At 57.0% G+C, this 23,241-nt stretch carries 17 protein-coding genes; 5 read left to right on the top strand and 12 right to left on the bottom strand.

What is annotated here, in order from left to right:
* Positions 1-44: 44 nt before the first annotated feature.
* The gene (locus IEV54_RS10795; RefSeq protein WP_150276989.1) at positions 45-716 is read right to left on the bottom strand and encodes a glutathione S-transferase; all 672 of its coding nucleotides are present in this window, start codon (positions 714-716) and stop codon (positions 45-47) included.
* Between the two features lie 138 nt (positions 717-854).
* Here IEV54_RS10795 and IEV54_RS10790 point away from each other — a divergent pair, with 138 nt between their 5' ends.
* Together IEV54_RS10790 and IEV54_RS10785 are read left to right on the top strand one after the other, a co-directional pair.
* Positions 855-1,277 carry a hypothetical protein gene (locus IEV54_RS10790; RefSeq protein ID WP_150276990.1) on the top strand — a complete coding sequence of 141 codons (423 nt, stop codon included), beginning with the start codon at positions 855-857 and terminating at the stop codon, positions 1,275-1,277.
* A 95-nt stretch (positions 1,278-1,372) separates the two neighbouring features.
* Positions 1,373-2,698 (top strand): Na+/H+ antiporter NhaC family protein, encoded by a 1,326-nt coding sequence (locus IEV54_RS10785; RefSeq protein WP_150276991.1) that lies wholly within the window; start codon positions 1,373-1,375, stop codon positions 2,696-2,698.
* A 138-nt stretch (positions 2,699-2,836) separates the two neighbouring features.
* Here the strand turns inward: IEV54_RS10785 and IEV54_RS10780 are convergent, their stop codons facing one another.
* Entirely contained in the window at positions 2,837-3,487 is a 651-nt protein-coding gene (locus tag IEV54_RS10780; RefSeq protein WP_150276992.1) for a response regulator, read from the bottom strand.
* Complete coding sequence (locus IEV54_RS10775; RefSeq protein WP_150276993.1) at positions 3,484-4,599, bottom strand: sensor histidine kinase; 1,116 nt, start codon at positions 4,597-4,599, stop codon at positions 3,484-3,486. Before IEV54_RS10775 ends, IEV54_RS10780 begins: the two co-directional genes overlap by 4 nt.
* Before the next feature lie 149 nt (positions 4,600-4,748).
* On the opposite strand from IEV54_RS10775, the gene IEV54_RS10770 reads away from it, so the two are divergent.
* On the top strand, positions 4,749-5,501 hold the full coding sequence (locus IEV54_RS10770; protein WP_150276994.1) for a hypothetical protein: 753 nt from the start codon (positions 4,749-4,751) through the stop codon (positions 5,499-5,501).
* A gap of 53 nt (positions 5,502-5,554) precedes the next feature.
* Positions 5,555-6,124 (top strand): histidine phosphatase family protein, encoded by a 570-nt coding sequence (locus IEV54_RS10765; RefSeq protein ID WP_150276995.1) that lies wholly within the window; start codon positions 5,555-5,557, stop codon positions 6,122-6,124.
* A gap of 28 nt (positions 6,125-6,152) precedes the next feature.
* Here the strand turns inward: IEV54_RS10765 and IEV54_RS10760 are convergent, their stop codons facing one another.
* From IEV54_RS10760 to IEV54_RS10725, 8 genes are all read right to left on the bottom strand, one after another.
* Positions 6,153-8,792 carry a mechanosensitive ion channel domain-containing protein gene (locus IEV54_RS10760; RefSeq protein WP_150276996.1) on the bottom strand — a complete coding sequence of 880 codons (2,640 nt, stop codon included), beginning with the start codon at positions 8,790-8,792 and terminating at the stop codon, positions 6,153-6,155.
* 216 nt (positions 8,793-9,008) lie between these two features.
* Complete coding sequence (locus tag IEV54_RS10755; protein ID WP_150276997.1) at positions 9,009-9,467, bottom strand: hypothetical protein; 459 nt, start codon at positions 9,465-9,467, stop codon at positions 9,009-9,011.
* 298 nt (positions 9,468-9,765) lie between these two features.
* Positions 9,766-10,770, bottom strand: coding sequence for a tetratricopeptide repeat protein (locus tag IEV54_RS10750; RefSeq protein WP_223825391.1), 1,005 nt, complete (start codon positions 10,768-10,770; stop codon positions 9,766-9,768).
* 12 nt (positions 10,771-10,782) lie between these two features.
* On the bottom strand, positions 10,783-14,262 hold the full coding sequence (locus IEV54_RS10745) for a LysM peptidoglycan-binding domain-containing protein (RefSeq protein WP_188434425.1): 3,480 nt from the start codon (positions 14,260-14,262) through the stop codon (positions 10,783-10,785).
* Positions 14,249-15,157, bottom strand: a complete 909-nt coding sequence (locus IEV54_RS10740) for a DUF4123 domain-containing protein (RefSeq protein ID WP_150276999.1) — start codon at positions 15,155-15,157, stop codon at positions 14,249-14,251. Before IEV54_RS10740 ends, IEV54_RS10745 begins: the two co-directional genes overlap by 14 nt.
* Entirely contained in the window at positions 15,145-17,232 is a 2,088-nt protein-coding gene (locus IEV54_RS10735) for a type VI secretion system Vgr family protein (RefSeq protein WP_150277000.1), read from the bottom strand. The genes IEV54_RS10740 and IEV54_RS10735 overlap by 13 nt, the downstream gene beginning before the upstream one ends.
* A gap of 531 nt (positions 17,233-17,763) precedes the next feature.
* Positions 17,764-20,829 carry an efflux RND transporter permease subunit gene (locus IEV54_RS10730; protein ID WP_150277001.1) on the bottom strand — a complete coding sequence of 1,022 codons (3,066 nt, stop codon included), beginning with the start codon at positions 20,827-20,829 and terminating at the stop codon, positions 17,764-17,766.
* Positions 20,826-21,884, bottom strand: coding sequence for an efflux RND transporter periplasmic adaptor subunit (locus IEV54_RS10725; protein ID WP_150277002.1), 1,059 nt, complete (start codon positions 21,882-21,884; stop codon positions 20,826-20,828). The genes IEV54_RS10730 and IEV54_RS10725 overlap by 4 nt, the downstream gene beginning before the upstream one ends.
* Before the next feature lie 161 nt (positions 21,885-22,045).
* Here IEV54_RS10725 and IEV54_RS10720 point away from each other — a divergent pair, with 161 nt between their 5' ends.
* Positions 22,046-22,690, top strand: a complete 645-nt coding sequence (locus IEV54_RS10720; RefSeq protein WP_188434423.1) for a TetR/AcrR family transcriptional regulator — start codon at positions 22,046-22,048, stop codon at positions 22,688-22,690.
* Positions 22,691-22,696: 6 nt separating this feature from the next.
* On the opposite strand, the gene IEV54_RS10715 is transcribed toward IEV54_RS10720, so the two are convergent.
* Complete coding sequence (locus tag IEV54_RS10715; RefSeq protein ID WP_223825392.1) at positions 22,697-23,227, bottom strand: lipocalin family protein; 531 nt, start codon at positions 23,225-23,227, stop codon at positions 22,697-22,699.
* Between the last annotated feature and the right edge of the window lie 14 nt (positions 23,228-23,241).

Raw genomic sequence — 23,241 nt, 5'->3', positions numbered from 1 at the left:
TTGAACAGAGTAGACAAAAACAAGAGGTGTGCCGAAAAAATAAATCAGCTGATTATGTCGTATTCACCGCCGCGTTCGAGTGCACGCTTGTAACCCGGCATCCCATGTATGCGCTCGAGATAGGCGATCAGGTTTGGCCAGTTCTTATCCAGGCCGCCACGAGCGGCGGCCGCTTCCAGGGGAAAGCTGAGCTGGATATCAGCAGCGCTGAATTGATCGCCGACGAAATATCCTGTCTTGGCTACTTCCGCTTCCATGTAATCCAGATGTTGACGAATCTGTGGTTCGATAAAGCTGCTGCGCACATTCCTGGAAATACCCTTGGCGAAGGGTTTGGCAAAGAACGGCATTTTTGCATTCTCGACCTTGTTGAAAACCAGCTTGAGCAGTAGCGGCATCATCGCCGAGCCTTCGGCATAGTGAAGCCAATAGGTATATTTCAGCCGCTCTGGGGTGCCCTGCTCCGGCGCGAGCTTACCCTTGCCGTACTTGCCGACCAGATACTCGATAATTACACCAGACTCAGCCACTACCAGATCGCCATCGGTAATTACAGGCGACTTGCCCAGCGGGTGAACTTTCTTCAATTCAGGCGGTGCAAGACTGGTTTCGGGGTCGCGCTCATAGCGTTTGACCTCATATTCAAGACCCAGCTCTTCGAGCAGCCAGAGAATACGTTGCGAGCGGGAGTTGGCCAGGTGGTGGACTGTAATCATCGACTTGTCTTCCTGATAAGTGGCTTGAATTGAGACAGACTATGCCATGAAAAAGCGTTGAAAGTCTTTGTAGCAGGATTATCCCCAAGGGCGTGCCAAGGCGTGAGAACATGCATGCCGCACATTCGGAGAGAGCATATGACCACCACCAGAACCTCTAACACCAAACGTATCCCCGGCTGGATAAAAGCCCTGTTCATTCTGGTATTGCTCGGCTGCGTCAGCCTTGTTGCATGGCAACAGCTACCCCGGGCAGGCGTCTCGACAGACCTCTCCGTTATCGGTATGGATAAGCCTGCCCTGGTCCTGACCCGGGATAACAACCTGGTTGGCGGGGGTGAAGTACTTGATTTGCTCCGGGAGGCTCAGCCTCAATATGGCGAGCGTGTATATCTGCGCGTAGCCCATCAGGGTCAGGAAGACGGCCGAGCTTTTGCCCGGGATCACAACTCCAGAGATGGTGATCTGGTTCTATTGGACGCCGAGGGTGAAGTCATCTCAGGGCCTGTGCTGCCGCAATCCTATGCTGACGTTCAAGCGCTGCTGGCTGAGATTGAATGACAAAGGCAATCAGCCTGCAACTCGCGTAGAATATTGCGCCTTCTATCACTACCGTTGTCGCATCCATCGAGATGAGTCCATAGGGATCTCCGGCCATGACTGAACGCTTGCCACCGCGCGCGATTGCACTACTGCCATTGCTGCTGTTTCTGCTGATCTTCCTCGGCAGCGGCATCTATTACACCGCCATCGGCACCGACTTCGCGTTCTATCAAATCAAGGCGCCGGTCGCGATACTGCCCGCGATCATACTCGCCGTACTTCTCGCCCGTGACACCCTGAACCGCACATTGGAAGCCTTTGTTGCCGGCGTGGGCGACAGCAATATCATTACTATGGCTCTGGTTTTTCTGCTCGCCGGCGCCTTCGCTACAGTTACCGAAGCCATCGGCGGCGTGGCTGCCACGGTCAATATGGGTCTGAGCTTTATTCCCTCGGCATTCGTACTTCCGGGCTTGTTCCTGATCGCCGCGTTTATCTCTACAGCCATGGGGACCTCCATGGGCACTATCGGCGCGCTTGCACCAGTAGCTTTGGGTTTTGCCGAAGCGACCGGACTCTCTATACCCCTGGCCATGGGCGCGATCATCGGTGGCGCGATGGCGGGCGATAACTTGTCGATCATCTCCGACACCACCATTGCCGCTACCCGCACCCAGGGCGTGTCCATGCGCGACAAATTCAAGCTCAACCTGCTAATCGCCCTGCCCGCCATGGTACTCACGCTGATTCTGCTGTTTATTCTCGGCGACACCACCGTAGAGCCCGTCATCGCCGACTATCAGTTGTTGCTGGTACTGCCTTACGTTGCCGTACTGGTGCTCGCGCTCAGCGGACTGAACGTACTCGCAGTACTCATGACCGGCATTGTGCTGTCAGGCCTGACTGGCTTGTTCATCGCAGATAAATACAGCGTGGCGACCTGGGGCGGAGACATCTATCGCGGTTTCGAAGGCATGCTTGAGATCATGGTGCTGTCGATGTTCATTGGCGGCCTTTCGGCCATCATGAAACGCGAAGGCGGCCTGGACTGGGTTCGCGAGCGTATTCAACGCATCGCCGGTGCCATCGGCAAGACCGGCAAGCGCACGGGCGAAGCTGCTATCGCCGCTCTGGTCAGCATTACCAACCTGTTTGTCGCCAATAACACCGTCGCCATCATCATCAGCGGTAGCGTCGCGAGAGAGCTTGCGGAAGACTACGAAGTCGACCGCCGCCGCAGCGCAAGCCTGCTCGATATCTTCTCCTGCGTCATCCAGGGTCTGATCCCCTACGGCGCCCAGATACTGCTGGCCGGCTCCCTGGCCTCCATCTCGCCACTGGCTTTGGTGGGCCAGGTCTACTACTGCTGGCTCCTGGCAGCCATGGCCATCGCCGCCATCATTTTCGGCTTCCCCAAGCCCAAGCCAGCTTCAAACTAGACCAAAAAGTTCCGCCCCCTGGGAACGCTTCCGTCATTCTCGCGAAGGCGGGAATCCACCTCGGCCAAAGGCGCCCGCCATAACCACGCAAGTCGAGATGGAACTCGACCCTCACAGAATACCTCCCCAGGGAGGCTTCTACCCTCCCCCGATCAAGCCCATCTCCATTGCCTTGAGCACTGCGCGCGTTCTGTCACGCACGCCGAACTTGGACAGAATGGAAGAAACATGGTTTTTTACTGTGCCTTCGGTCAGGTGAATCGCGCTGGCGATTTCTCGGTTGGAATAACCTCCGGCCATATAGCGCAACACATCCAGCTCCCGTTGCGTCAGCGCTTCCGGGTTAACCACATGTTCGAAATCCTGAGCTTGTCGTTGCAGACCGTGGATTACACGCCGGGTTACCAGCGGTTCGATCAGCAGCTCCCCTGCCGCGACCCGGATTATGGCCGAGCTAAGCTGCTCCAGACTGACATCTTTCAGCAGATAACCGCGGGCGCCCAACCTGGCGCATTCGAGTAGCTTGGCATCGTCATCAAAGGTGGTGAGTACGATTACGGAGACACCCAGCCTTTGCTGATGGATGCGCTCCAGTACCTGCAACCCGGTCAGTCTGGGCATTTGCAGGTCCAGCAGCAGCACGTCGACCGCATGCTCGCCGAGTGCATGCAATACCTGTTCACCATCACCTGCCTCTGCGACAACCTCCACGGCATCACTGAATCCCAGCAAGCTGCGAAAGCCTTGCCGCACCAGCGTCTGGTCGTCCGCTATCAGTACCTTGATCATGCTGGTATCACAATCCGATAGTTGAGCCCGGCTTTGGTGTCCAGCTCCACACTGCCGCCCAAGGCAGTAATCCTTTCCTGCAATCCCCTCAGCCCATGGCCCCAGGTGAGCGATACAGGGCTTTGCGCGTCTTCGGTTGCGGTCATCAACCATTGATTTGGCTGCTGCTCAAGGCTGATGGTCAGGCGCTCACAATGGGAGTGCCTGTTGCAGTTGGTAATGATCTCCTGCGCCGCACGAAACATGGCATCCTCCTGTTCGTAGCTGAGCTTGTAGGCGGCCTCATCTATATTCATTTCCATTACAGGCCGCGCGGTTTGAGCCAGGCCTGCAATCCGATCGCGCAGGCTTGAGGGCGATACATCGCGCAGGTCGGCAACGACCTGACGCACGTCTGACAGAAGCAGCTTCGCCAGCCCCTGGGCCTGGCTGATGTGATCCCGCGCGCCGTCCTGAGTCATGTGGCGGGCGACTTCCAATTGCAGGGAAAGCGCAGTGAGGTGGTGCCCCAGGGAGTCGTGCAGGTCCCGCGATATCCGCAGGCGTTCGTCCTCCAGCGCCCTTTCTGTGAGCAGTTGTTGAGTGGCAAGCAGCTGCTGATGCACCGAGTCCAACTCTTCCCTGGCGGCCCGCTCCCGCATCACGCTGTGGCTGGAGAACAGTGCGAAGACGGCAAAGCCCAGATTGGTCAGGGAGAACAGCCAGACACTCGAATCGCTGCGCAGGGAGATAACGGCCACCAACAAAAAGTGGACTGCGACCACCACACCCAGAGATCTTAGAACTGATAGGAAGTACGGCAAGGTGCCGGCAAAAATGCACATCAAAATCAGCAGCAGCTGCGTAGGCTGAAACCAGCAGGCGAAAAATAGAGCCACCGGCATAGCGATCAGTCCTGCGAGATCTATCCGGCCTGCCGGCACAGCCCAGGCGGTAAACATCGCGATCAGAAAGCCCAATAGCGCCAGCCCCGCGAACAGCCGAGCACCGCCTTCCAGGCTATCGATCTGCTGGACGAACAAGGTGAAATAGCCGATCACCAGCCAGGTGAGCAACGCGGCAAATTGCAGCGGACCGAGTAATGTGTGATCGAGCCAGGCATTCAGTTTCATGCCAGAAGTATTGCATACCTGCGGGCTATCGACCCCTGCCAAAAGTCATGGTCACAGGTCGTGACTTTCGGCACGGGGCAAGGCCTGGAAGGCTGAGTATCGTCAACCCGTCAATGCACTGCTATCACTGCAAAAAGGGAGTCGACGATATGACTACGCTTTATCAATATACGCTCTGGTTGCACGCCAGTGCAGGCATGCTCGGACTTGCCCTGTTCTGGATCCCGATCATCGTAAAGAAAGGAAGCAAGAACCATAAACGGATCGGTCGCTGGTACCTCAACCTGATGATGGCAACCGGACTGACGGGGCTGCTCATGGCGCTGATGATGTTCTTCGTGCCCCTGGCAGTCAGCCCGCCACCAGCGAACCTTTCCCCCGAGCAGATTTCTGAGCTGGCCGCGAGTACGCAACAACGGGCCGCTTTCTTTTTTCTACTGGCATTTCTGTTGATTGCCTCCGCCCAGCGCGCCACCCTGGCATTGGTGGCCAAGGCAGACCGGCAGTTGCTGCAACGTCCGATCCATCTGGTCGCGCCGACGCTCCTAGTTATTTCTGCTGTTTACCTGGCCTGGTTAGGGCTCGCCGATTCTTCGGTCTTGTATCTGGTGTTTGCCGGCCTGGGACTGTTCATTGGCACCGGTCAATTGTGGTACGCGTTCAAACCGACATTGGAGCGTGGGGAATGGCTACTGGAACATATCCGCAGCACCCTCGGCAGCGGCATTGCAGCGCACACTGCCTTTTTTGTGTTCGGTGCGGCATCGGTCATGGAAGAGTTGTTCAGCGGCCAGATGATGTTGCTGCCCTGGATACTGCCAGGCGTTGTGGGTGGTACCGCCATCGCTCTGCTCACGCAATCTTACAAACGCCGCCTTGGCAGTAGTCGTAGCACCCGGTAAACATGGTTTTAAGCTTCAAGTTCTAAACTGTAAGTCTAAAAAGGGCTGCATGGATGTCCGCACTACGATCACTTGTTATTACCCTGATGCTGCTCCTGCTGGCGACGCAAGTCCACGCCCAGCACGAAGCAGAGGCCTGGCAGGCATTGCGCGAGGGCAAGGCCGTGCTGATGCTGCGCCATGCCCTCGCCCCCGGAACCGGCGATCCCTCACACTTTACTCTTGGCGACTGTTCAACTCAGCGCAATCTCAACGACCGCGGCCGCCAGCAGGCTGCAGCCTGGAACCCCTTCCTCGCCCGGCACGGCATCAATCAGGCGCGGGTCTACACCAGTCAGTGGTGTCGCAGCCGTGATACAGCCACAGAGATGGACGTGGGTGCCGTAACAGAGTGGCCGGCACTGAATTCGTTTTTTCAGAACCGTAACCAGAGTTCAGCGCAAACCCGAGAGACCATAGACCAGGTCAACGCACTGAAGCCTGGCCTGCCTGTGGTGCTGGTGTCCCACCAGGTGAATATAACGGCCTTGACGGGCGTATTCCCGGCCTCCAATGAAGGGGTGATTCTGGCTTTACCGTTGTCGGATAAGCCAGAAGTATTGATAAGTGTAGTGCCCGACTGAAAGCGCCTAGAGTTGTTTCAACAGTTTGTTACTCGGGACGCGCTTTGGGTAAGGGCACAGTACGAATATGAATGTCCCGCTGAGGAAACGGGATTTCCATATCGGCTTCCTTGAACGCGCGGGTGACAGCCGAATGCAGCTCATGGGACAGGGGCATGAAGTCCAGGAGGTCTTGCACAAACACCCGTACTTCGAAGTTGATTCCGCTCTCCCCCAGACCCACGCAAAAGACCGCGGGGGCCGGGTCATTCAGGACCCTTTCGTTGTTTTCCGCCACCTCAAGGAGGAGATCCCGGACCTTGTCCACATCTGAGCCATAGGCGGCAACCACTTGAATGATTACCCGTGTAATGGGGTCTGTCAGTGTCCAGTTGGTGAGATCCTGGGTCACAAAGGTCTTGTTTGGAATAATCTGCTCCTTGCGATCCCAATCCACCAGGGTGGTAGCCCGGATACGGATCCGGGACACGGTGCCCGTTGTCCCGCCGATAGTCACCGTGTCGCCTACGCGAATCGGGCGTTCAAACAGCAGAATGATGCCGGACACAAAGTTCGCTACAATCTCCTGAAGCCCGAACCCCAGGCCCACACCCAGGGCAGCAATCAGCCACTGCAGCTCCGACCACTGCACACCTATGACTGCCAGCGCCACCACCACGCCAATGAAAACGATGATATAGGTAACCAGGGTCGTGATCGCATACCCGGCACCAGGCTCCAGGTTGACCCGGCTCAACACCATTACCTCCAGCGTACCCGGCAGGTTGCGAGCGGCCAGGAGGGTACCAACGCCGGCCAGCAACCCCAGCAGCAGATCCCCCAGAGTGATGGCCACTGAACCCTCGCCTTCGGTGTCGCCGCCAATACTCCACAGCGTGATGTTGTCGAATATCTGTAGAGCAGGAATGACGTCGGCCCAGAAGCCCCACAGCACATAGGCGGCAAGGGTCACGACCAGTATCCGTACCAGTGACTTACTTTGCTGACTGATGTCTTCCAGATCCATTTCGGGCATGTCGAGCGAGATGGGTACGCCCTCCCCGGAATTTTCCGCAGCTTCGCGGGCTTCGGCCATTTTACGTTCGGCGATGCGCTGTTCCCGCAGCCGTTTGAGGGTCATCCGTCGCTCGCGTACGGACAAACCCCGCAGGCCCAGGTAGTACAGCAAGATCGTGAAGGCCACCCAGCAGATGCTGATAAACATCAGCCCTTGTAACTGTACCGCCGTATAGTAATACCCCTCGAGGGCTGCCACGGCGAGCGCCAGGGGCGTAGCTACGGCGAGTAGTTGCGCGCCTTTAAGGAATTTGCGGTCGAGTGCGGCTTGCAATACAGCTCTCGTCACCCTCCACGCAAACCAGGCCATTGCCACCGAGGTAATAATAAACAGCAGTCGCCCAAGGCTGTCATCGAAGGTGGCGCCTTCCTCAATACCCATTGTCGGCAGGACGATCACTACCGGAACAAGCACGGCTAACAGTATCGGGATCTGTAGCCGAATCGCCATCAGCGACGGACTGTTCCATTTGAAGTGGCGCTCACCTAGCCCGCCCCGACGGGCCACAGAGCGCAGGGCTTCCAGTAGCAATGTAACGAAGGCGGCTGAGCTAAAGCCCGAGGATAACGCGGAAAAAAAGCTATTGCCTTCCATGAGCATCAGCGCCGCGAGGGAGAAAACCAGGACCCCAGGTAATGCCAGGATGAAACTCACGCCCCCTGCAGTGAAAGTGGCGGCCATGCGATCGCGGCCGACGTTGCCGACGTCCTGCCCGCTATCCAGCAACTTCTGCCGCAGGGCCCGGCGACGGGCCAGCAAGAATATCAGAGCGGCCAAAACAGCCAGTATACGAATGCCTCGCTCGGCGAAGGAGTTACGCAGCGCCTCGGTGAGGGCTTGCAAATGAAAATTCGATACAAACCAGCTGGCCCCCTGATACAAGCCCTTGACGGTCTCAAGCCCTACCCGCTCCGTGCTGGGAAGCCAGAACAGCCGTTGTTGCAGCAGCTCCTGATAGGCGCCGAAACGCTCTCGCAGTTCGGTCACGGTGTTGTAGTAGTCGTTGAGGACATCGATGTGTTCCGTGATCGCGCCGTGGAGCTGGGTGATCAGCTCCTGGCGTACCTGTGGCGCGCCATCTTGAGCATCGTTATCGCTGATCGCCTCATACTCCTCAAGCCGCAGCTGTTCTTCACGGGCGGCTGACAATCGGGCGCTGATACCATCAGTCAACTCAACAGCAATAGTCTGGCTTTTGAGCCGATCCAATCGTTGACGCAGTAGACGGGCATACTCAACTGTCAGGTTCAGCCCTGCTTTCTCAAGCCGCAACTCGAAACTGCGGTACTCGTTGTCCAGACGTTCAAGCAAAGTCTGAGCGTGGGACAATCGGCGGCGGGAGCCCTCCAATGCAGCCTGGCGGTTCTCCAGTGCGTCGCGCAAAATCTGAATTTGCTGGGGATCATCAGCAGACTCTGAAGTCGGAAGATCGCTCTCCAGATACTGCTCTGGCTCTTCTTCCAGTATTGGCTGGACCGGATGGGCGGACGGTTCAGGCGGCGGTTCCTCTGACGACTCCTCGGATTCCCGGTCGTCATCGGACTCTTCGCTGGCACTCTGTTCCTGTTCTGCGCCAGAGGCCGCATTCAACAATTCAGTAACCGACCCCATGGCGGGAGACACCAATAGGCAGCTCAGGAGGAGACTGGTGAATAGGAACAGGAATGTAGAAGGAGACCTTCGTGAAGCCATGGATAGCGGTGCCTTTTCAACTCAAATCACCGCAGTGTAGCGGATGAAACACACCAGGGCCTGCTTGTCTTCTGTCTGTTAGAGGATCTTTCTGACGTCCGAACATTTAATAAAAAGTAATTCCCACCCCCCCTGCTATCCGGTGATATCAAAAAGTGATGAACTCTTCTTGTCTGCGTTCAGCCCTTCCAGGGTGTCACGCATCCGTTGGCTAGCCTGACGTTGAAGCTGCTCGTCGCTAATAGTCTGCGTGGTGCTGTTCATGTCAGCGATGCGCTCGGCGATTTTATCGTCTACATTGGTTTTCTCTTCAGGGGGCAGAGCATCATAGTCTTCTTCGGTTAACCCCATTTGCTGCAACACGCTGTGCTTGATCTTGTCTGCGACGGACATAGCCATGTAGCGGCTGAATTCCTCTGCGGCGTTGTTGTCAGCGTCTGCACTGGTCTCGACCTCGGCTTGTGCGCTTGCGTTTGCTTCGCTCACTGTCTGCATGACCTGGCGGAATTCCTCTGCAGAGGTGTTGCGACTGCTGTTACTGGAGCCGGTCAGCGGTGCCTGATGATTGTTGGCGATAATGTTGATAGCGCTCATGGAGTCCCCCTGCCACGTTGTCGATTTATTCACACTTGCGATAAAGCTTTGAGGTGAACTGCATAAATCAGGCCAGCCAGTTTTAGCGCGTAAACCCGCTCTGCACTAGGATTGTGTAGAGATCTCAGTGGGCAAGGGGGCAATGCTTTGCCGCATTCGGCAAAGTAGGAACCATGAATGGTCGTATCAAACGTCACCAGCACATTTAGGGACGTTGACGATCTGTATCAACCGGGGCGTCCGGCTGGACATGGCCGGAGCAGATTATTAACGGGGGAAGCCAGTTGTATACTGATCTTCAGAACAGGGTATCGCTCGGGTCGAGCTTCTGCGGAAAGAACGACAGCGGGGGATGGGTGGCTTTCCATTCTGCGGCAAACTCGCGGGCTTGTTCAAGTTGTTCCGCGGTCATTTTCTCAGCGTATTGCGGAAGCTCTTTCTCAATCGTTTCTTTGTTTAAAAACCCACCACCTTCTAACTCGAGAAAAAGTAAAAGCAACCCATATCCTTTCACCATATCTTTTTTATAGCCGTCGTACCTTGGATCAATCAACATCATGCTGTACTCATAAACGCCAGAGACGTAACCCGTTTCGGCGACTTTCTCTATCCAATATCTGTAACCGCTATAGTCTTTTTCGATCAGAAGTATCGTCGCATAATCTTTCATGCTTAGGGGATACCCACCTTCCGCAGAAGCCTTGTACCACTTCTTTACAGCTTCTTGACGACTGCCGGGCCACAAGTAAAGCCCCATGCCATCTTCGGTATACCCAGCTAGCCAGTATTGCGCCAATGCATGGCCTGCTTCTGACGCTTTTTTAAGCCACTCCCGATCAAGCGTAATTTTATACATTAAATACATGGCTTCGGGATCGCCTTGCGCGGCCCCGCCTTCATTTAATTGGAGCGCTTCAGCGAGCCATTGCTCTGGGGTTTTGGTACCTTCTGAACAATTGCCCATAACTGCACATAGACCATCACCACTGCGGCCTAAACGAATCATGGCGTAGCTATTGTCCTGCTCAGCAGACGCCTCCAACCAACGGTATGCCTCTGGGGTCATAAAACGATTGTTCTTGCGCAGGGCTTCAGCCAGAAGAAATTGCGACTCCGCATCCCCCGCCTCTGCTGCAATGGTCAAATACGGCTCAGCAGATATCGCTTTGAACTGACGATATAGAATGCTGCCATGTTCTTTGGCGGCCTGCTGCTCTGGCGTTAATTCCGCCCAGACAGGACAGACCGCAAAGCACATAAGGATGAGCAGCCAACGCTGTGGTTTAGTTGTTCGTTCTCTCATATATCCCATTTCTCACTGAGGTTCATAGCTTACGGAGGGGCTACCAAAAGACAGCAAGCTTTCACGTCTTTTGCAACTGAGATCTGCTTGAGCGCCTAGCAATTTAGAGTGTCGCTGATAGCTGGAACGCACGATTGCATGATCTCGAGATGTTGAACTATCTGGACCTGACTCGATAAACAAATCAAGCCTCAAGCGATTTTCACAATACGCCTGCCCGGTATTTTTAGGCAGCACGCCATACTGATTCATCCGCATACAAGCCTCTTCAAACTGGTGCTGAGCTGCGGGTACGCTGTTGCTTTTTTTAGCGTTATCAACTACCCAGCCCAGAATACGAACAATCGCCCCTTGCTGGTCTAGCTTTGCCTTTCTTCTTTGTTGTGCATCTTCTGAATTATCAAACACAGCATCAAATGATAATGGCTCGCTAACTAGGGTCAGCAACAGAGGCCCTAGCGCAGCGGGCACCGCCTCGACACACCATTTCCGCAGTTCTTCGGCATTTTGGTATTGATTAATCGAGCTGGCTATCCTCCCTGCCCGCCCTGGCCGTGTCAGCAGCGACTCATAGAGGGACATAATCATATCCACCTGTATTACCCGACGGTGGGCCATCCACATTGACATCCCCAACAGCAGCTCGGCATCCAAACCCACCGCGCTCAGCACGTTGATCTTGGAAATAAGATCAGCCGCTTCCGGGTCAATCCAGTCAAGCGGGCGGCCGTGATTGCGGTGCAGTTCGCGGCGATAAATATTGATCAGCTCAACCATTCCCTGATAGCTGACCGCGAAGCTGAACTCGCCACTTACACCAGCACCGGCCATAGCGGCAGCTTTGAGCTTGAGTACGAGCCGCCCATTATGTAACGACAGCATGGCGTTGGCTTCGGCGCCCAAACCGATGGCGCCGCCTGCCCCAACGGTGAGGTCTGCCATGCTAAGCCATTGATTGGCGTCGCTGGTTTCAACAGAACCGGCTTGTCCGCCGGGAATGGTACGCATGGCGGCCAGGCCTGTAGGTGGCGCCCAATTGAGCGCGCCCGTAAGCAGAATGCCCGCTTGCACTCCGGCAAAAAGATTGAAGGATGCCTGTGCGCCCTCTTGCACATTCACGCTAGGCCCCCGGCCGGTGGCGACGGGGGCGCTGGTATGCGTGCTCTCGCGCGATACCTTGCGTGGCGATTGTTCTTCGTCCGGCCGCGTTATAGGCTCTTCGCCGAGGCGCGTTGCAGGTTCTTCGGCGCTCAGGGCGGTTTTCCCCCACAGCGGGCCGTTGGGCGTGATCTCTATTTTGGCTACAAGCAGCAGAGAGGCGCCGGCGTAACCCCAGGCTCGCGCGGAGAGGTGCATGGAGTAGCGGCCCAAACTCATCGGCAACATCTCACCAGCATGGTTTTGATAGTGAACGGTAATCTCTTTGGCAGCGCTGCGGGCGGGATAATCAACGCTGAATATCTCGACCTCGCCGCGGGCAAGGTCGATACTCAGAGACGCCTGTGCTGATGCCTGGACTCCTTCTGCAACACTGAAACTCGGGCCTTCTGCTGAGGCTGAGCTGTGAATATTGCTTTGCGGCGGTGTAAGACAACGCACCAGTTGCGCCTGAGGACTGGAATCAAACAACCGCATGTCATCGCGAATGTCGGCACTAAACAGAACCTGTTTCAGTCTGAGTCCCCAATCCGCTCGCACGGCGGCATCTTCCAGCGAATCAACCTTGAGCTTTTCCTGCTGGAGATAGGCATAAAACTTCTCCATCTCAAACCAGCCGTCTTCATCAAACCAGTCGCTTGCCTGGTCATCAATCTTGAACCCACCCGCATTTTCCAGCCAGGCTTCTAACAAACTCTGTTCGCTGGAGCGTTTGCCTGATGTATCAGTTGGGATGCGCTGGATACCTTTTACAACGGCGTCCACCGGCTTGGTTTTGATGTCTTTCTTCAGTTGCTCTGCGATGCCTTCAAGGTTAAACAAACTGAGCGCTCTGACCGGGCTTTCAGGGTTATCAGGCAAGCTCATTTCGCTTAGTGGAAAGCCGGCGCGCACCAGTCGCTCTGCCGGTTGCGGCTGAAAATGTTCAGGCTCCCACAGCAAATGACGCTGGGTTTCTCCGTTTTGTACATTGAGCTCAGCTTGGCGCTTGAGATCCTTCTGTACTTGCTGCAACGCCTCCCACTCTGCTCTTTCTGCAGCCACGAGACCCGCAGGCGCATGCATGTTGCTGCCGGTAGATTCTACCCAGTTACGGTACTTGGTTTGCAGGCGGTCATTCACTTCTTGCTGCTTGAGCTGGGCATCCAGATACTGGCGAAAAACTGTCACACCGGCAGTTACATCCTCCTCCGATGCCGGGATCAAGGCGAACTCGGGTAAAGCCAGACCGTAATCGGCCACTTTTATAATGCTTTCGACGTAGTCGATGAAATCGAGTTTGCCACGTGAGGCGCGCAGCCAGGCGCTATAGGACTTGACCTTGCCGCGGCACTGTTTCGTGCAGTTCTGCACTGCCTGGTGCCGCGACTTTGCTTTGGCCAAGGTATCAGCCAGCAAGGCCACATCGTAGTCCGGCAGTTGACCTTCGTTCATCACCTGGCTGCGTTTACTCAAATAGTCCTGCACACGCCGGCGGGCTTCCATGGCTTCTTTCGAAAACAGGGCGCCGTTCTCGTAGGTGTAGCCCTCCTTCTTGGCCTGGAACAGAGCCTTTGCCTCCAGCCGCTGCCATTCATAGTGCAGCGCATCCAGCCGTGCAGTGGCTTGACGCACCTCGGCCAAGGTTCTCTCGAGATGCCGCGCAGCTGCTCGGCCCTCTGCAGTAAACGGGTTGCCCATCGGTGGGCGGTTAAAGGGAGAATCCGGCAGTTCTCGCGCATCAGAGAGGCGCTGCCATGCTCGGCTGCGATTCGCTATTTCCGGAAATTCTGCCTCTATTGCCTGCGCGCGCTGTAGATCCTCGCCTTCCAGGAAATTGGTGAGCTTTGGCTCCATGAAATACTCGAGCAAGCCCAAATCATCCAACCCCCGCTTGCGTTCCTCGGGCGACATTTCTGGGGAGACGCTGTCGGCCAGCTCTTGCAAAGCTTCCTGGATGGCTTCGGAAAGCTTTTCTGGGAGAAGCCAGAACTGCCTTTCTTTCGTGGCGTAAATAGCTGTCGCGTAGGTTATGGCGCAGGGCGGCAATGCTTCCTCGCCGGGTGCCTTGCAGCTATCCGGCACCGACGGCTCCTTACCGAACGCAGTTGCATTGTGTGAGCTGTCGTTTGAAGCGGGCGCCGCCGCTGCGGCAGGCGATGCTGCGGTCTTCACAGCTGATGCAGCAGAAAAAGAGCTGGGTGCAGGTACGCTAAGATTCCAACCAGCCCTGACGTAGTCTGCGTTCTGAATGAATCGGTTAAGCCGTTGCAGCTCATTGGTCGTCGTACCGTATTGAGCCGCAATGCTGGTTAGCGTTTCCCCACTTACTACCAGGTGATTAGCAAGTTCCATGATGACTCCATTCATCCTGTGCGCTAGCCGCATTATTCAGGGGAACGACGGGCAGATCCGCCAGTCGCTGCACCTTGAGATAGGCCGCTCCCTGTGACTCCAGCACCCCAATAACATCCGGCCTGGCCTGGAGCAGTGAACCGCAGATTAACTGGCTTAGCTTGAGCAGATGCCGTCCTTGACTAATCCGGTGTTCAGATAAAAAAGCGAGGTTGGCGACTATCCGCTGCAGGCTCTCACCTTGTGGTCGTCCAAAGTGCTGGAAGTGCTCATCAACCCAATACACCCAAGCAAACATATGCTGTGCCACGGAACACTCGGGCGATAAATTGAAGCGTGTAGATGGCGGAACTGAGGGCCTGTCCGTGCCTGCGCGCCACGCGATCCAACGCTTTGAAGTCGCGCCCACGTGCTTTGGTGCCGGGCTCAAAACAGCGCTCCAAGGACCTATCAACTGCGATGACGCCATCTCTACTGTGCTGGCCAGAGCAGCCCAAAGTTCAGCGCGGCAATAACTCAAAATGCTCTGACCACCGGTTCCATCATTGGCTTTCAGCAGCCAACGCGCGTGCGTCAGTGCTTGCTGCATGTCACTGGTGACTAGGCAGAGTCCGGCGTTGCGCTCGATACACAGATCAGCAGCGAGTGCTTTTAACTCAGGGGTACTCGCACCACCAACCCAAATGGGCCCCTGCTCTGCCAGTGCTTCAAATTCTGTGCCTATAAATAAATTGGTCGGTTCCAACGGTTGGCCTAACCCATAAAGACGCGCCAAGGCATCCGGCTGACGAGCTTGGTCGATGATGAAACACAGCGCTCCACTATGCCCTGCGCCAAGCTCCTGAATTTCACTACGCGGGCGGTTCAGAAATGAATCTATTGTCAATTCACGCATGGGCAATCCCCTCGACTACAGGCGCCGTTGCTTTGCTTGCCACACAGAGGAGTGATACCTGAGTCACTTAATCTGCGTGGTAGCGGAGCCAAGGTGTCGCCCGCGTGATCGGTAGCGGCGCCTTTTGCGATACCTGGAATTAGAGGTGCCGCCCCACTCCCCTTACCCGGACTACCCCCGGAATTCACCTTCACACTGGGCCCGACCAGAGTGACACCACTCGGATCGATCTTGATAAAGCTACCACCCGCTTTGAGAGTGATTTCACTGCCCGCTTCGATGACCATCTTCTGCCCGGCCTTCAGGTGGATCTCGCGACCGGCCGCGACCATGTAACCTTTGCCAAGACTGACATGCTGAGTTGAGCCGACGGTCAGGTGATCATTGGCCTTTATTTCGGTTTTGCGATCGGCATGTGTGGTGTGGTGCTCTTCTGCCATGAGCTCGGTGTAGCTGTTGGCTTCTACACGATCGTGGCGTTGGTTGCCGACGCGGATTTTCTGGTTGTTCTCGATGTTCTCGTCCCAGTCGCGCTGGGCGTGGATGTAGATCTGTTCCTGGTCCTTCTTGTCTTCGATGCGCAGCTCGTTGTAGCCGCCTCCGCCCGGTGAGCTGAGGGTCTTGAACACGCTGCGTGTCTTGTTGGCGGGTAGTTCGTAGGGGACTGGATGCGTCTTGTGGTAGAGGCAGCCGGTGACCAGGGGTTGGTCCGGGTCGCCTTCGAGGAAGGTGATGAGTACTTCCATGCCGACCCTTGGAATGGCGATGCCGCCGTATTGGTTACCGGCCCAGCCTGAGGCTACGCGCAGCCAGCAGCTTGTACGTTCGTCGCCCTGGCCTTCGCGATCCCAGTGAAACTGCACCTTGATGCGACCGTATTGATCGCAGTGGATTTCTTCGCCCTTGGGGCCGGTGACCACGGCGGTCTGGGTGCCCAACACTTTGGGTTTGGGGTGATCGAGTTGCGGGCGGTAGTGGACATCCCAGGGTGCGGCGGTGAACTGGTTACGGTAGCCCTGGGTGAATCCGTCTGGTTGTTTGGTATCACTGGTGACGGATTCTTCCAGTACCTGGGGCTGTTTGCCCTCGTGCTGGATTCCCACGACTAGCCAGAGGTCGTTCCATTCAGTGCGCGGATGCTCTGACAGCGTCAGAAAGTGGCCAGTGACCAGAGTGGGCACATCACTTTTGCCCTCGGCTAGACGGTAATCGCTGCGGTGCCGTTCCAGGCTGCGCTTGGCCAGTTGCTTGCCGCGGGCGCGTTCGGTGAAGCGGCCGGGGTAGTCGTAGTCTTCCAGGTCGGGCAGCGGAGTGGGTGCCTCTTCGCCTTCTGCTCGCTGTTCGGCCTTGTGCGCAGCCTCCATCAACAGATGCGGCTTCTCAAAATCGTAGTCGCGGCGGGTGACGCGGCTGGGGCGGGTTTCGATACGCATGGCAAAGCGTTTGATGACGGGCTCATCGGCGACCAGGCCGCTGTCTTGAATGTAGGCCGTGGGGCGGTCCAGCTTGGGAAATCCGGTCTGATCATCGCCGAACACCAGCAGGTGGTTATCGACGCTGTGTTCAAAGTGATAGTGGATGCCTTCTTCTTCGCACAGGCGCTGGATAAAGTGCAGGTCGGTTTCATCGTACTGGGTGCAATAGATCCGCTGCGGGTACTCGCTGTTGAGCTGGAAGCGGTGGGCGTCGGCTTGAATGCCGTGGTCGTTCAATACCCTGCTAATGATCTCGGGTACGGACAGATGCTGGAAGATGCGTTGGTTGGTGCGGTGGCCCAGGTAAGCCAGATGCGGCACCAGGTCGATGTGGTAACGGGTCAGCCGTTTGCCGGCATCGCCCTGGGCGACGCGGTGGATCAGTCCGTGGATGCCCTTGCCCTGGCCGGCGAAATTAAAAAACGCGGGCTGTTGCAGCAGTGCTTCAATGTCGAGATCGGGGCGTTCGCTGACCAGTTCCAATTGAAAGCGGTAGGGCTGGCTGATGGCTTCGGTGCCGGTGAAGGACAGCACCTTGAAGTCATGGGCGTGGCCGGGGATATCGACTGTGAAAGCGGCCGTGTTGGCAGGGGTGAACATCCGATGTTCCTTGTGCTGGAGTTGCTGCGCGCAGATTATCGCAGATCAGCAATATCGAAAGCGTGAGCCAGTCGGCAAAACGGCGAGCTGAAAAGATAAACAGATCAAAGGGATAGGTGTGCAAGAAGTTGCGCAGTGGTGGCTGATGAGAGTGATAAACCCAAAGTCAAAATGGGTTCCCGCGTACGCGGGAATGACGGGTTTTGGGGCTGAAGCGAGGGGTGTGTTGTGCGCCACCTGATCAGTTCAAACGCAATTCCGCTTGGATCCCCGCCTTCGCGAGGATGACGTTCGCTGAGAGAGCGGAGTCCTGTCTGGTGGCATCGAGGATGAGCCAGAGCTCGTCGTCTTGAGTGCCGCGCACCTCGTCATTCCCGCGGGCACTTCTCCTCGCCCTCGCCCTCGCTCACCCTCACCCTCACCCTCACCCCGTCATTCTCGCGAAGGCGAAGAACCATTGGTTCAAAGGGCGGGTTTATGCATTGTGGAATAACGGGGGCCTCCTAGATCCGCTTGCCCCGGCTTCAACCGTTAGCCAGCGGATTCTGGTCGTTTAACCCGGAACCAAAGTGAATACAGCGCCGGCAGAAACATCAGGGTAATCAGCGTACCCACCAGGGTGCCGCCAATCAGCACATACGCCAGCGGGCCCCAGAACGCATCCAGGGTCAGGGGCACAAAGGCGAACACGGCGGCCAGTGCGGTCAGCAATACCGGGCGAGTCCGGTGTACTGTGGCTTCAACTACCGAGCTGAACTGATCCATACCTGCCGCGAGGTTGTCATCGATCTGTTTGGTCAGAATCAGCGTGTTGCGCATAAGAATGCCCGCCAAACCAATCAGGCCAAGTAGTGCAACAAACCCAAACGGCTGGTTCCCCACCAGCAGCGCCAAAGTGGCGCCGATCACTCCCAGTGGCGCTGTTGCCAGTACCATGAAGGTGCCTGAGAAACTGCGCATTTGGAGCATGATCACGATCATCATCAGTCCCAGCATGATGGGCTGCACCTTGCGGATGGAATCCTGGCCCTTGGCTGACTGTTCAACCGCGCCACTGATCTCAATGTGATAGTCCGGTGAAAGCGATTCGCGCAGCGACTCCAACTGCCCCCAGAGCGCCATGGTGACGTCCGGTGGCTGGCCATCCTGCACATCCGCCTGCACCATGATGTAGGGCTCACGGTTGTAATACTTGAGTACCGGCTCCTCACTGACGAATTCGATTAGCCCTGCCTGCTGCAAGGTAATGGTCCGACCATCGGCCGTGCGCAGCGGCAAATCGGCAAAGTTGTCCAGGCCCTCCGGCGCACCACGGATCATCAGTTGTACGCTGCGTGTATTTTCGCGCAGCACGGTGACTGGCTGGCCACCCCACTGCACCTGAAGCTGTTCCGCCAGCTCCAGCGGTGTCAGCCCGATCGCCAGCAGCCTTTCGTTGTCGAGACGCAGGCGAGCGGCGGGCACGCGATCGCCCCAGTCCAGGTTGGCGTTGATGATCTGCGGATGGGTAGCCATCACATCCCGGACGTCGTTGGAGACCCTGCGCAACACATCCGGATCAGGCCCCATGACACGGAAGCTGACCGGCCAGGCAACTGGCGGGCCGAACACCAGTTGATGTACTCGCACCCGAGCTTCTGGAAACTCGCCGGCTGCTACCCGCGCCTGCATGTCTTCTATGATGCGATTGCGGCCCTTGTCGTCTTCGGCAATGGCGATAACCTTGGCGAACGCGGGGCTTGGCATCTCGGGATTCAGGGAGATGAAAAAGCGTGGCGCGCCGGCACCCACATAGGCTGCGAGGGAGCGCACATCTTCGTGCTCGACCAGAATCGACTCTACCCGGCGGGTCACCTCGTCGGTGGCGGCAATGCTGCTGCCCTCGGGCATGAATACTTCGACCAGCACTTCGGGGCGGTCAGATGACGGGAAAAACTGCTTCTGGACCGGCCCGCTCATGCCCACCACAGAGAGAATGAACAGCCCTACCGTGGCCGCCACGATGGTCTTGCGATAACGCACGCAGCCTTCTATCAGATTACGAAAACGCTGATAGCCACGCGTCTGGTAATGCGCTGAATGACTATGCGCTGGCTTGGTGCTGGGTTTGAGCAACATCACCCCAAGAAAGGGGGTAAAGACCACGGCGACCAACCACGAGGCCAGTAGCGCAAAAGCCAATACCCAGAAGATATTACCGGTGTATTCGCCCACCCCGGAACGGGCAAAGCCGATGGGAACGAAACCAATGGCGGTGACCAGCGTGCCTGACAGCATCGGCGCAGCGGTTGCAGTCCAGGCATGGGCGGCGGCGCGGGTCTTCTCCCAGCCCTCCTCCATCTTCACCAGCATCATCTCGATCGCAATAATGGCATCGTCCACCAGCAGGCCCAATGCGATGATCAAGGCGCCGAGCGTGATGCGATCCAGGTTCATCCCGCGGATCAGCATCAGCAGGAACGTCAGACCCAAGGTGAGCGGCACGGCGATACCCACCACCAGCCCTGGACGCAGCCCCAGACTGACAAAGCTCACCAGCATGACCACCAGCACAGCGATCATGAACTTCACCTGAAACAGCTCGACCGCACGGCTGATGGCCTCGCCCTGGTTGGTCACCTGACGCAGTTGCAGGCCCAGGGGCATCTGCGCAGACAGTTCCTCGTATTGGGCCTGCAAGCGATCGCCCACCTCAAGGCCATCAACGCCCTTGTTCAGCACCACGCCGAGCATCAAGGCATCCTCGGCGAACGCCCGGACCATATAGCTTGGTGGATCTTCGTAGCCGCGGGTGACATCAGCCACATCCCCAAGACGGATCAGGCGGTCGCCCAGGCGCAGCGGCACATCCTCGATAGCGTCCAGATCGGCCAGATCAGCATCGACACGCCAATACAGACGGGACCCTTCGGTTTCTATCAGGCCTGCCGGCATCAGGCGGTTGTAGGCGTCCAATGCCTGGCCTATCTGCTGCGCATTGATGCCCAGTTGAGCCATGCGGTAGGAGTCCAGATCAACAAACACCCGCTGTTGCTGTTCGCCGATCAGACGCACTTTCTGCACGCCTTCAATGCGGTTGAAAATATCCCGCAGCCTTTCCGCCTCCTGTACCAGATGGCGTTGAGGCAGACCCGGTGCGGTCAGGGCGTAGAGGGAGAAGTACACATCGGAGAAATCATCATTAACGAATGGACCCTGCACACCCGGGGGCAAAACGCGCGCCTCGTCCTGCATGCGCTTGCGCACCTGGTAGAACACCTCGGGCAGGTTTTCCGAGGGGGTGTAGTCCTGGAAAGTCACCAGCATGTCGACCCGGCCGGGTCTGGCGGTGGTCTGGATCTTCTCGAACCATTCAACCTCCTGGATCCGTTTCTCCAGCGGGTCGGCTACCTGATCGCGCATCTGCTCGGCAGTCGCGCCGGGCCACGTGGCTGATACCACCATAGCCCGCACGGAAAACGCGGGGTCTTCGGCACGGCCAAGGGCGAGAAAGGAGTACACCCCGGCCACGGCTATGAGCAAGAGAAAGAACAGCGTGACCGAGCGCTCACGCACCGCGATCGCAGACAGGTTAAAACGCAACGGATCCCGACTCATGGCAGGGCCTCAACCTTCTGGTTCGGCTCCAGCAGGTGGGCACCCAAAGCGATGATACGCGTTCCTGAAGGCAGGTCGCTGTGGATGTACGCGCGCTCTGTATCCATGCGCACCAGTTCAACTGGCTGCCAATTGACCTGGCCGTTTTCCAGCACCCAGACGCCCATACCTGCACCTTGATCAATCAGAGCGCCAACGGGCACGCGCTGCAAGGCTGAACTGTCGCCATTGGTTGTGGTTGGCAGAATCAGTGTGGCACTGCTGCCCAAGGGCCATGCTGCCGGGCTATCTTCGATACTGTAACGGGTGCGCCAACTGCGCGATTGCGAGTCGGCCGAACCGGCCACCTCTCTGAGTTTTGCCTCGGCTTTCATATTGCTGCCATACAATTGAACCTGGGCCTGCTCCGGCAGCTGCTCACGGCGCCGCTCGGGCACGAACACCTCAATATCCCGGGGGCCGTCATAGGCCAGGGTTGCGACCGGCATGCCTGCAGTAACCACCTGCCCGACCTCACCACTGACTTCCAATAGAACTCCGTCGGCCGGCGCTCTCAACTCGCCGTACTCGTTGGCACTGCTAGCCTGAGCGAGGGCCGCCTCGGCTGCTTTGGCGCTCTGGCGGGCGGCGCGAGCCTGGGCCCGGGCGTCCTCGAAGGACTGGGCGGGGACCAGACCCTGCTGACTCAACAAGTCAAGACGGTCACGATTGGCTTCTGCGTTCTCAGCCTGGGCGCGTGCAGCCGCGACGTTTGCACGGGCAGCGGCGAGTTGCTGACGGATGTCGCGCGGATCAAGCCTCATCAGGACATCACCGGCTTTTACCTGCTCACCCGCCTGAGCCAGGCGCTCGTTGATCTGGCCGGAAATAAGAAAGCTCAGCGCCGCATCACGGCGCGATTGCACGGTACCGCTGAGCGTCCAGTGCTGTTCCTCGGCACTCTGGATCTCTGCTGCGCGCACCTTCACTACCGATGCTGCTGTCTCGTTCTCTTGCTCGGCACCGCAACCTGTAAGCAGTGTTATTGTCAGAACTGAAAGGAGGAGCGCACGCATAGCCGAGTGACCTTAGAAGCCAATTTATTTGGGCGTATAATTACAGAACGCCATCGTTCCGTAAATGGTTGTATTCCGTTAATCTTGTGATGAGTGTCGCAGAGGATTACGACAGAATGTATGCCCCGATAATCGCAGCGCCCCTACGCAGAGGTGAGCAAATGGGTGAAAAAGAGGTGCAATCGGCCAGCCCTGGCAGGCCGGTGGATGCAGAAAAGCTGGATCGTATACTCGATGCGGTGCTCGACTGTTTCGCAGACGGCGACATGCACTTCACCATCGAGGGTATAGCCAGGCGAGCTGGCGTATCGAAAGGCACTATTTACCGCAGGTTCGATAACGCAGAAGCGTTGTTGCGCGCAGTGCTCGAACGTCAGCATCAGGAAATGGCCGGGTTGGGTCCCCTGCCCGTCAACACGATTGATGATCTTCGCGAGCAATTGATTGTGTTAGGCACACAATTGCTCGCCTTTCTTACCAGTGACCAGGGTGTAAGGATCATGCGGACGGTCATCACCCACGGCGCCCGTCATTGCGAACATGGCGAGCTGATCTACCGGGATGGCCCCCGGGCTTTTGTGGCCCGCGCGGCGGCGTGCCTGGAGCGGGCTGCGGAGCTGGGAGAAATCAGGGTAGATAACCCTATGCATACCGCTGAGCAGTTGATCGGCATGTGGAAAGGTAGCCTGGTCCACGGTTTGCTCATGAACGGCTGTCCTGCTCCCGGGGCAGAGGAGTTGCGCTTTCGGGTCGAGTCAGCTGTCAATCTGCTATTGACCGCGTTGAAAGCGCATCAGCAGCAGTGACACAACCTACTCCTGACTCCCCTGTTCGACCCAGATCAACTCATCCGTATTGAACCCCAGCTCGTCAGTCCGCTCTACAAAACGTTGCTTTAGCTCCTCGCTGACCTCCGGAGAACGAGCTAGCAGCCAGAGGTAGCCGGTATCCGGCCCAGACACCCACGAATAACTGTAATCTTCCTTATCCAGTTCGAAGATGCCGTAAGCACCATAAAAAGGCCCGAAGAACGACACCTTCAGATAACCGGTATTCTCGTCCTCGACAAAATACGCCTTGCCCTCTGCTTCTTGCCACTCGTCCTTTTCCTTCGAATAACCACGATTGATAACGCGGATGCCGCCATCATCCCGCAGGCTGTATTGCGCGGTAACCTGGCTCAACCCCTTTTCGAAAGAATGATCAAGGCGCGCGATCTCGTACCAGGTGCCCAGATAGCGATCCGCCTCGAAATCAGAAACCGGCTTGACGTTCTCGGGTAATTTGACGCAACCGCCCAGTAGAATGGCGAGAAAAACGGGCATGAGCTGTCGGATATTCATTGGTCACCTATGAT

It is taken from the genome of Halopseudomonas salina (assembly GCF_014637955.1).
Classification (GTDB): domain Bacteria; phylum Pseudomonadota; class Gammaproteobacteria; order Pseudomonadales; family Pseudomonadaceae; genus Halopseudomonas; species Halopseudomonas salina.
This window is presented reverse-complemented; position numbering and strand designations above follow the sequence as displayed.

Bases quoted from the DNA above. Each gene is read 5' to 3' on its own strand.
- IEV54_RS10775 (WP_150276993.1), bottom strand. From the start codon at position 4,599: ATGAAACTGAATGCCTGGCTCGATCACACATTACTCGGTCCGCTGCAA.
- IEV54_RS10770 (WP_150276994.1), top strand. From the start codon at position 4,749: ATGACTACGCTTTATCAATATACGCTCTGGTTGCACGCCAGTGCAGGC.
- IEV54_RS10725 (WP_150277002.1), bottom strand. From the start codon at position 21,884: ATGCGTGCGCTCCTCCTTTCAGTTCTGACAATAACACTGCTTACAGGT.
- IEV54_RS10780 (WP_150276992.1), bottom strand. From the start codon at position 3,487: ATGATCAAGGTACTGATAGCGGACGACCAGACGCTGGTGCGGCAAGGC.
- IEV54_RS10745 (WP_188434425.1), bottom strand. From the start codon at position 14,262: ATGGAACTTGCTAATCACCTGGTAGTAAGTGGGGAAACGCTAACCAGC.
- IEV54_RS10795 (WP_150276989.1), bottom strand. From the start codon at position 716: ATGATTACAGTCCACCACCTGGCCAACTCCCGCTCGCAACGTATTCTC.
- IEV54_RS10740 (WP_150276999.1), bottom strand. From the start codon at position 15,157: ATGCGTGAATTGACAATAGATTCATTTCTGAACCGCCCGCGTAGTGAA.
- IEV54_RS10785 (WP_150276991.1), top strand. From the start codon at position 1,373: ATGACTGAACGCTTGCCACCGCGCGCGATTGCACTACTGCCATTGCTG.
- IEV54_RS10765 (WP_150276995.1), top strand. From the start codon at position 5,555: ATGTCCGCACTACGATCACTTGTTATTACCCTGATGCTGCTCCTGCTG.
- IEV54_RS10790 (WP_150276990.1), top strand. From the start codon at position 855: ATGACCACCACCAGAACCTCTAACACCAAACGTATCCCCGGCTGGATA.
- IEV54_RS10735 (WP_150277000.1), bottom strand. From the start codon at position 17,232: ATGTTCACCCCTGCCAACACGGCCGCTTTCACAGTCGATATCCCCGGC.
- IEV54_RS10715 (WP_223825392.1), bottom strand. From the start codon at position 23,227: ATGAATATCCGACAGCTCATGCCCGTTTTTCTCGCCATTCTACTGGGC.
- IEV54_RS10755 (WP_150276997.1), bottom strand. From the start codon at position 9,467: ATGAGCGCTATCAACATTATCGCCAACAATCATCAGGCACCGCTGACC.
- IEV54_RS10760 (WP_150276996.1), bottom strand. From the start codon at position 8,792: ATGGGGTCGGTTACTGAATTGTTGAATGCGGCCTCTGGCGCAGAACAG.
- IEV54_RS10750 (WP_223825391.1), bottom strand. From the start codon at position 10,770: ATGAGAGAACGAACAACTAAACCACAGCGTTGGCTGCTCATCCTTATG.
- IEV54_RS10720 (WP_188434423.1), top strand. From the start codon at position 22,046: ATGGGTGAAAAAGAGGTGCAATCGGCCAGCCCTGGCAGGCCGGTGGAT.
- IEV54_RS10730 (WP_150277001.1), bottom strand. From the start codon at position 20,829: ATGAGTCGGGATCCGTTGCGTTTTAACCTGTCTGCGATCGCGGTGCGT.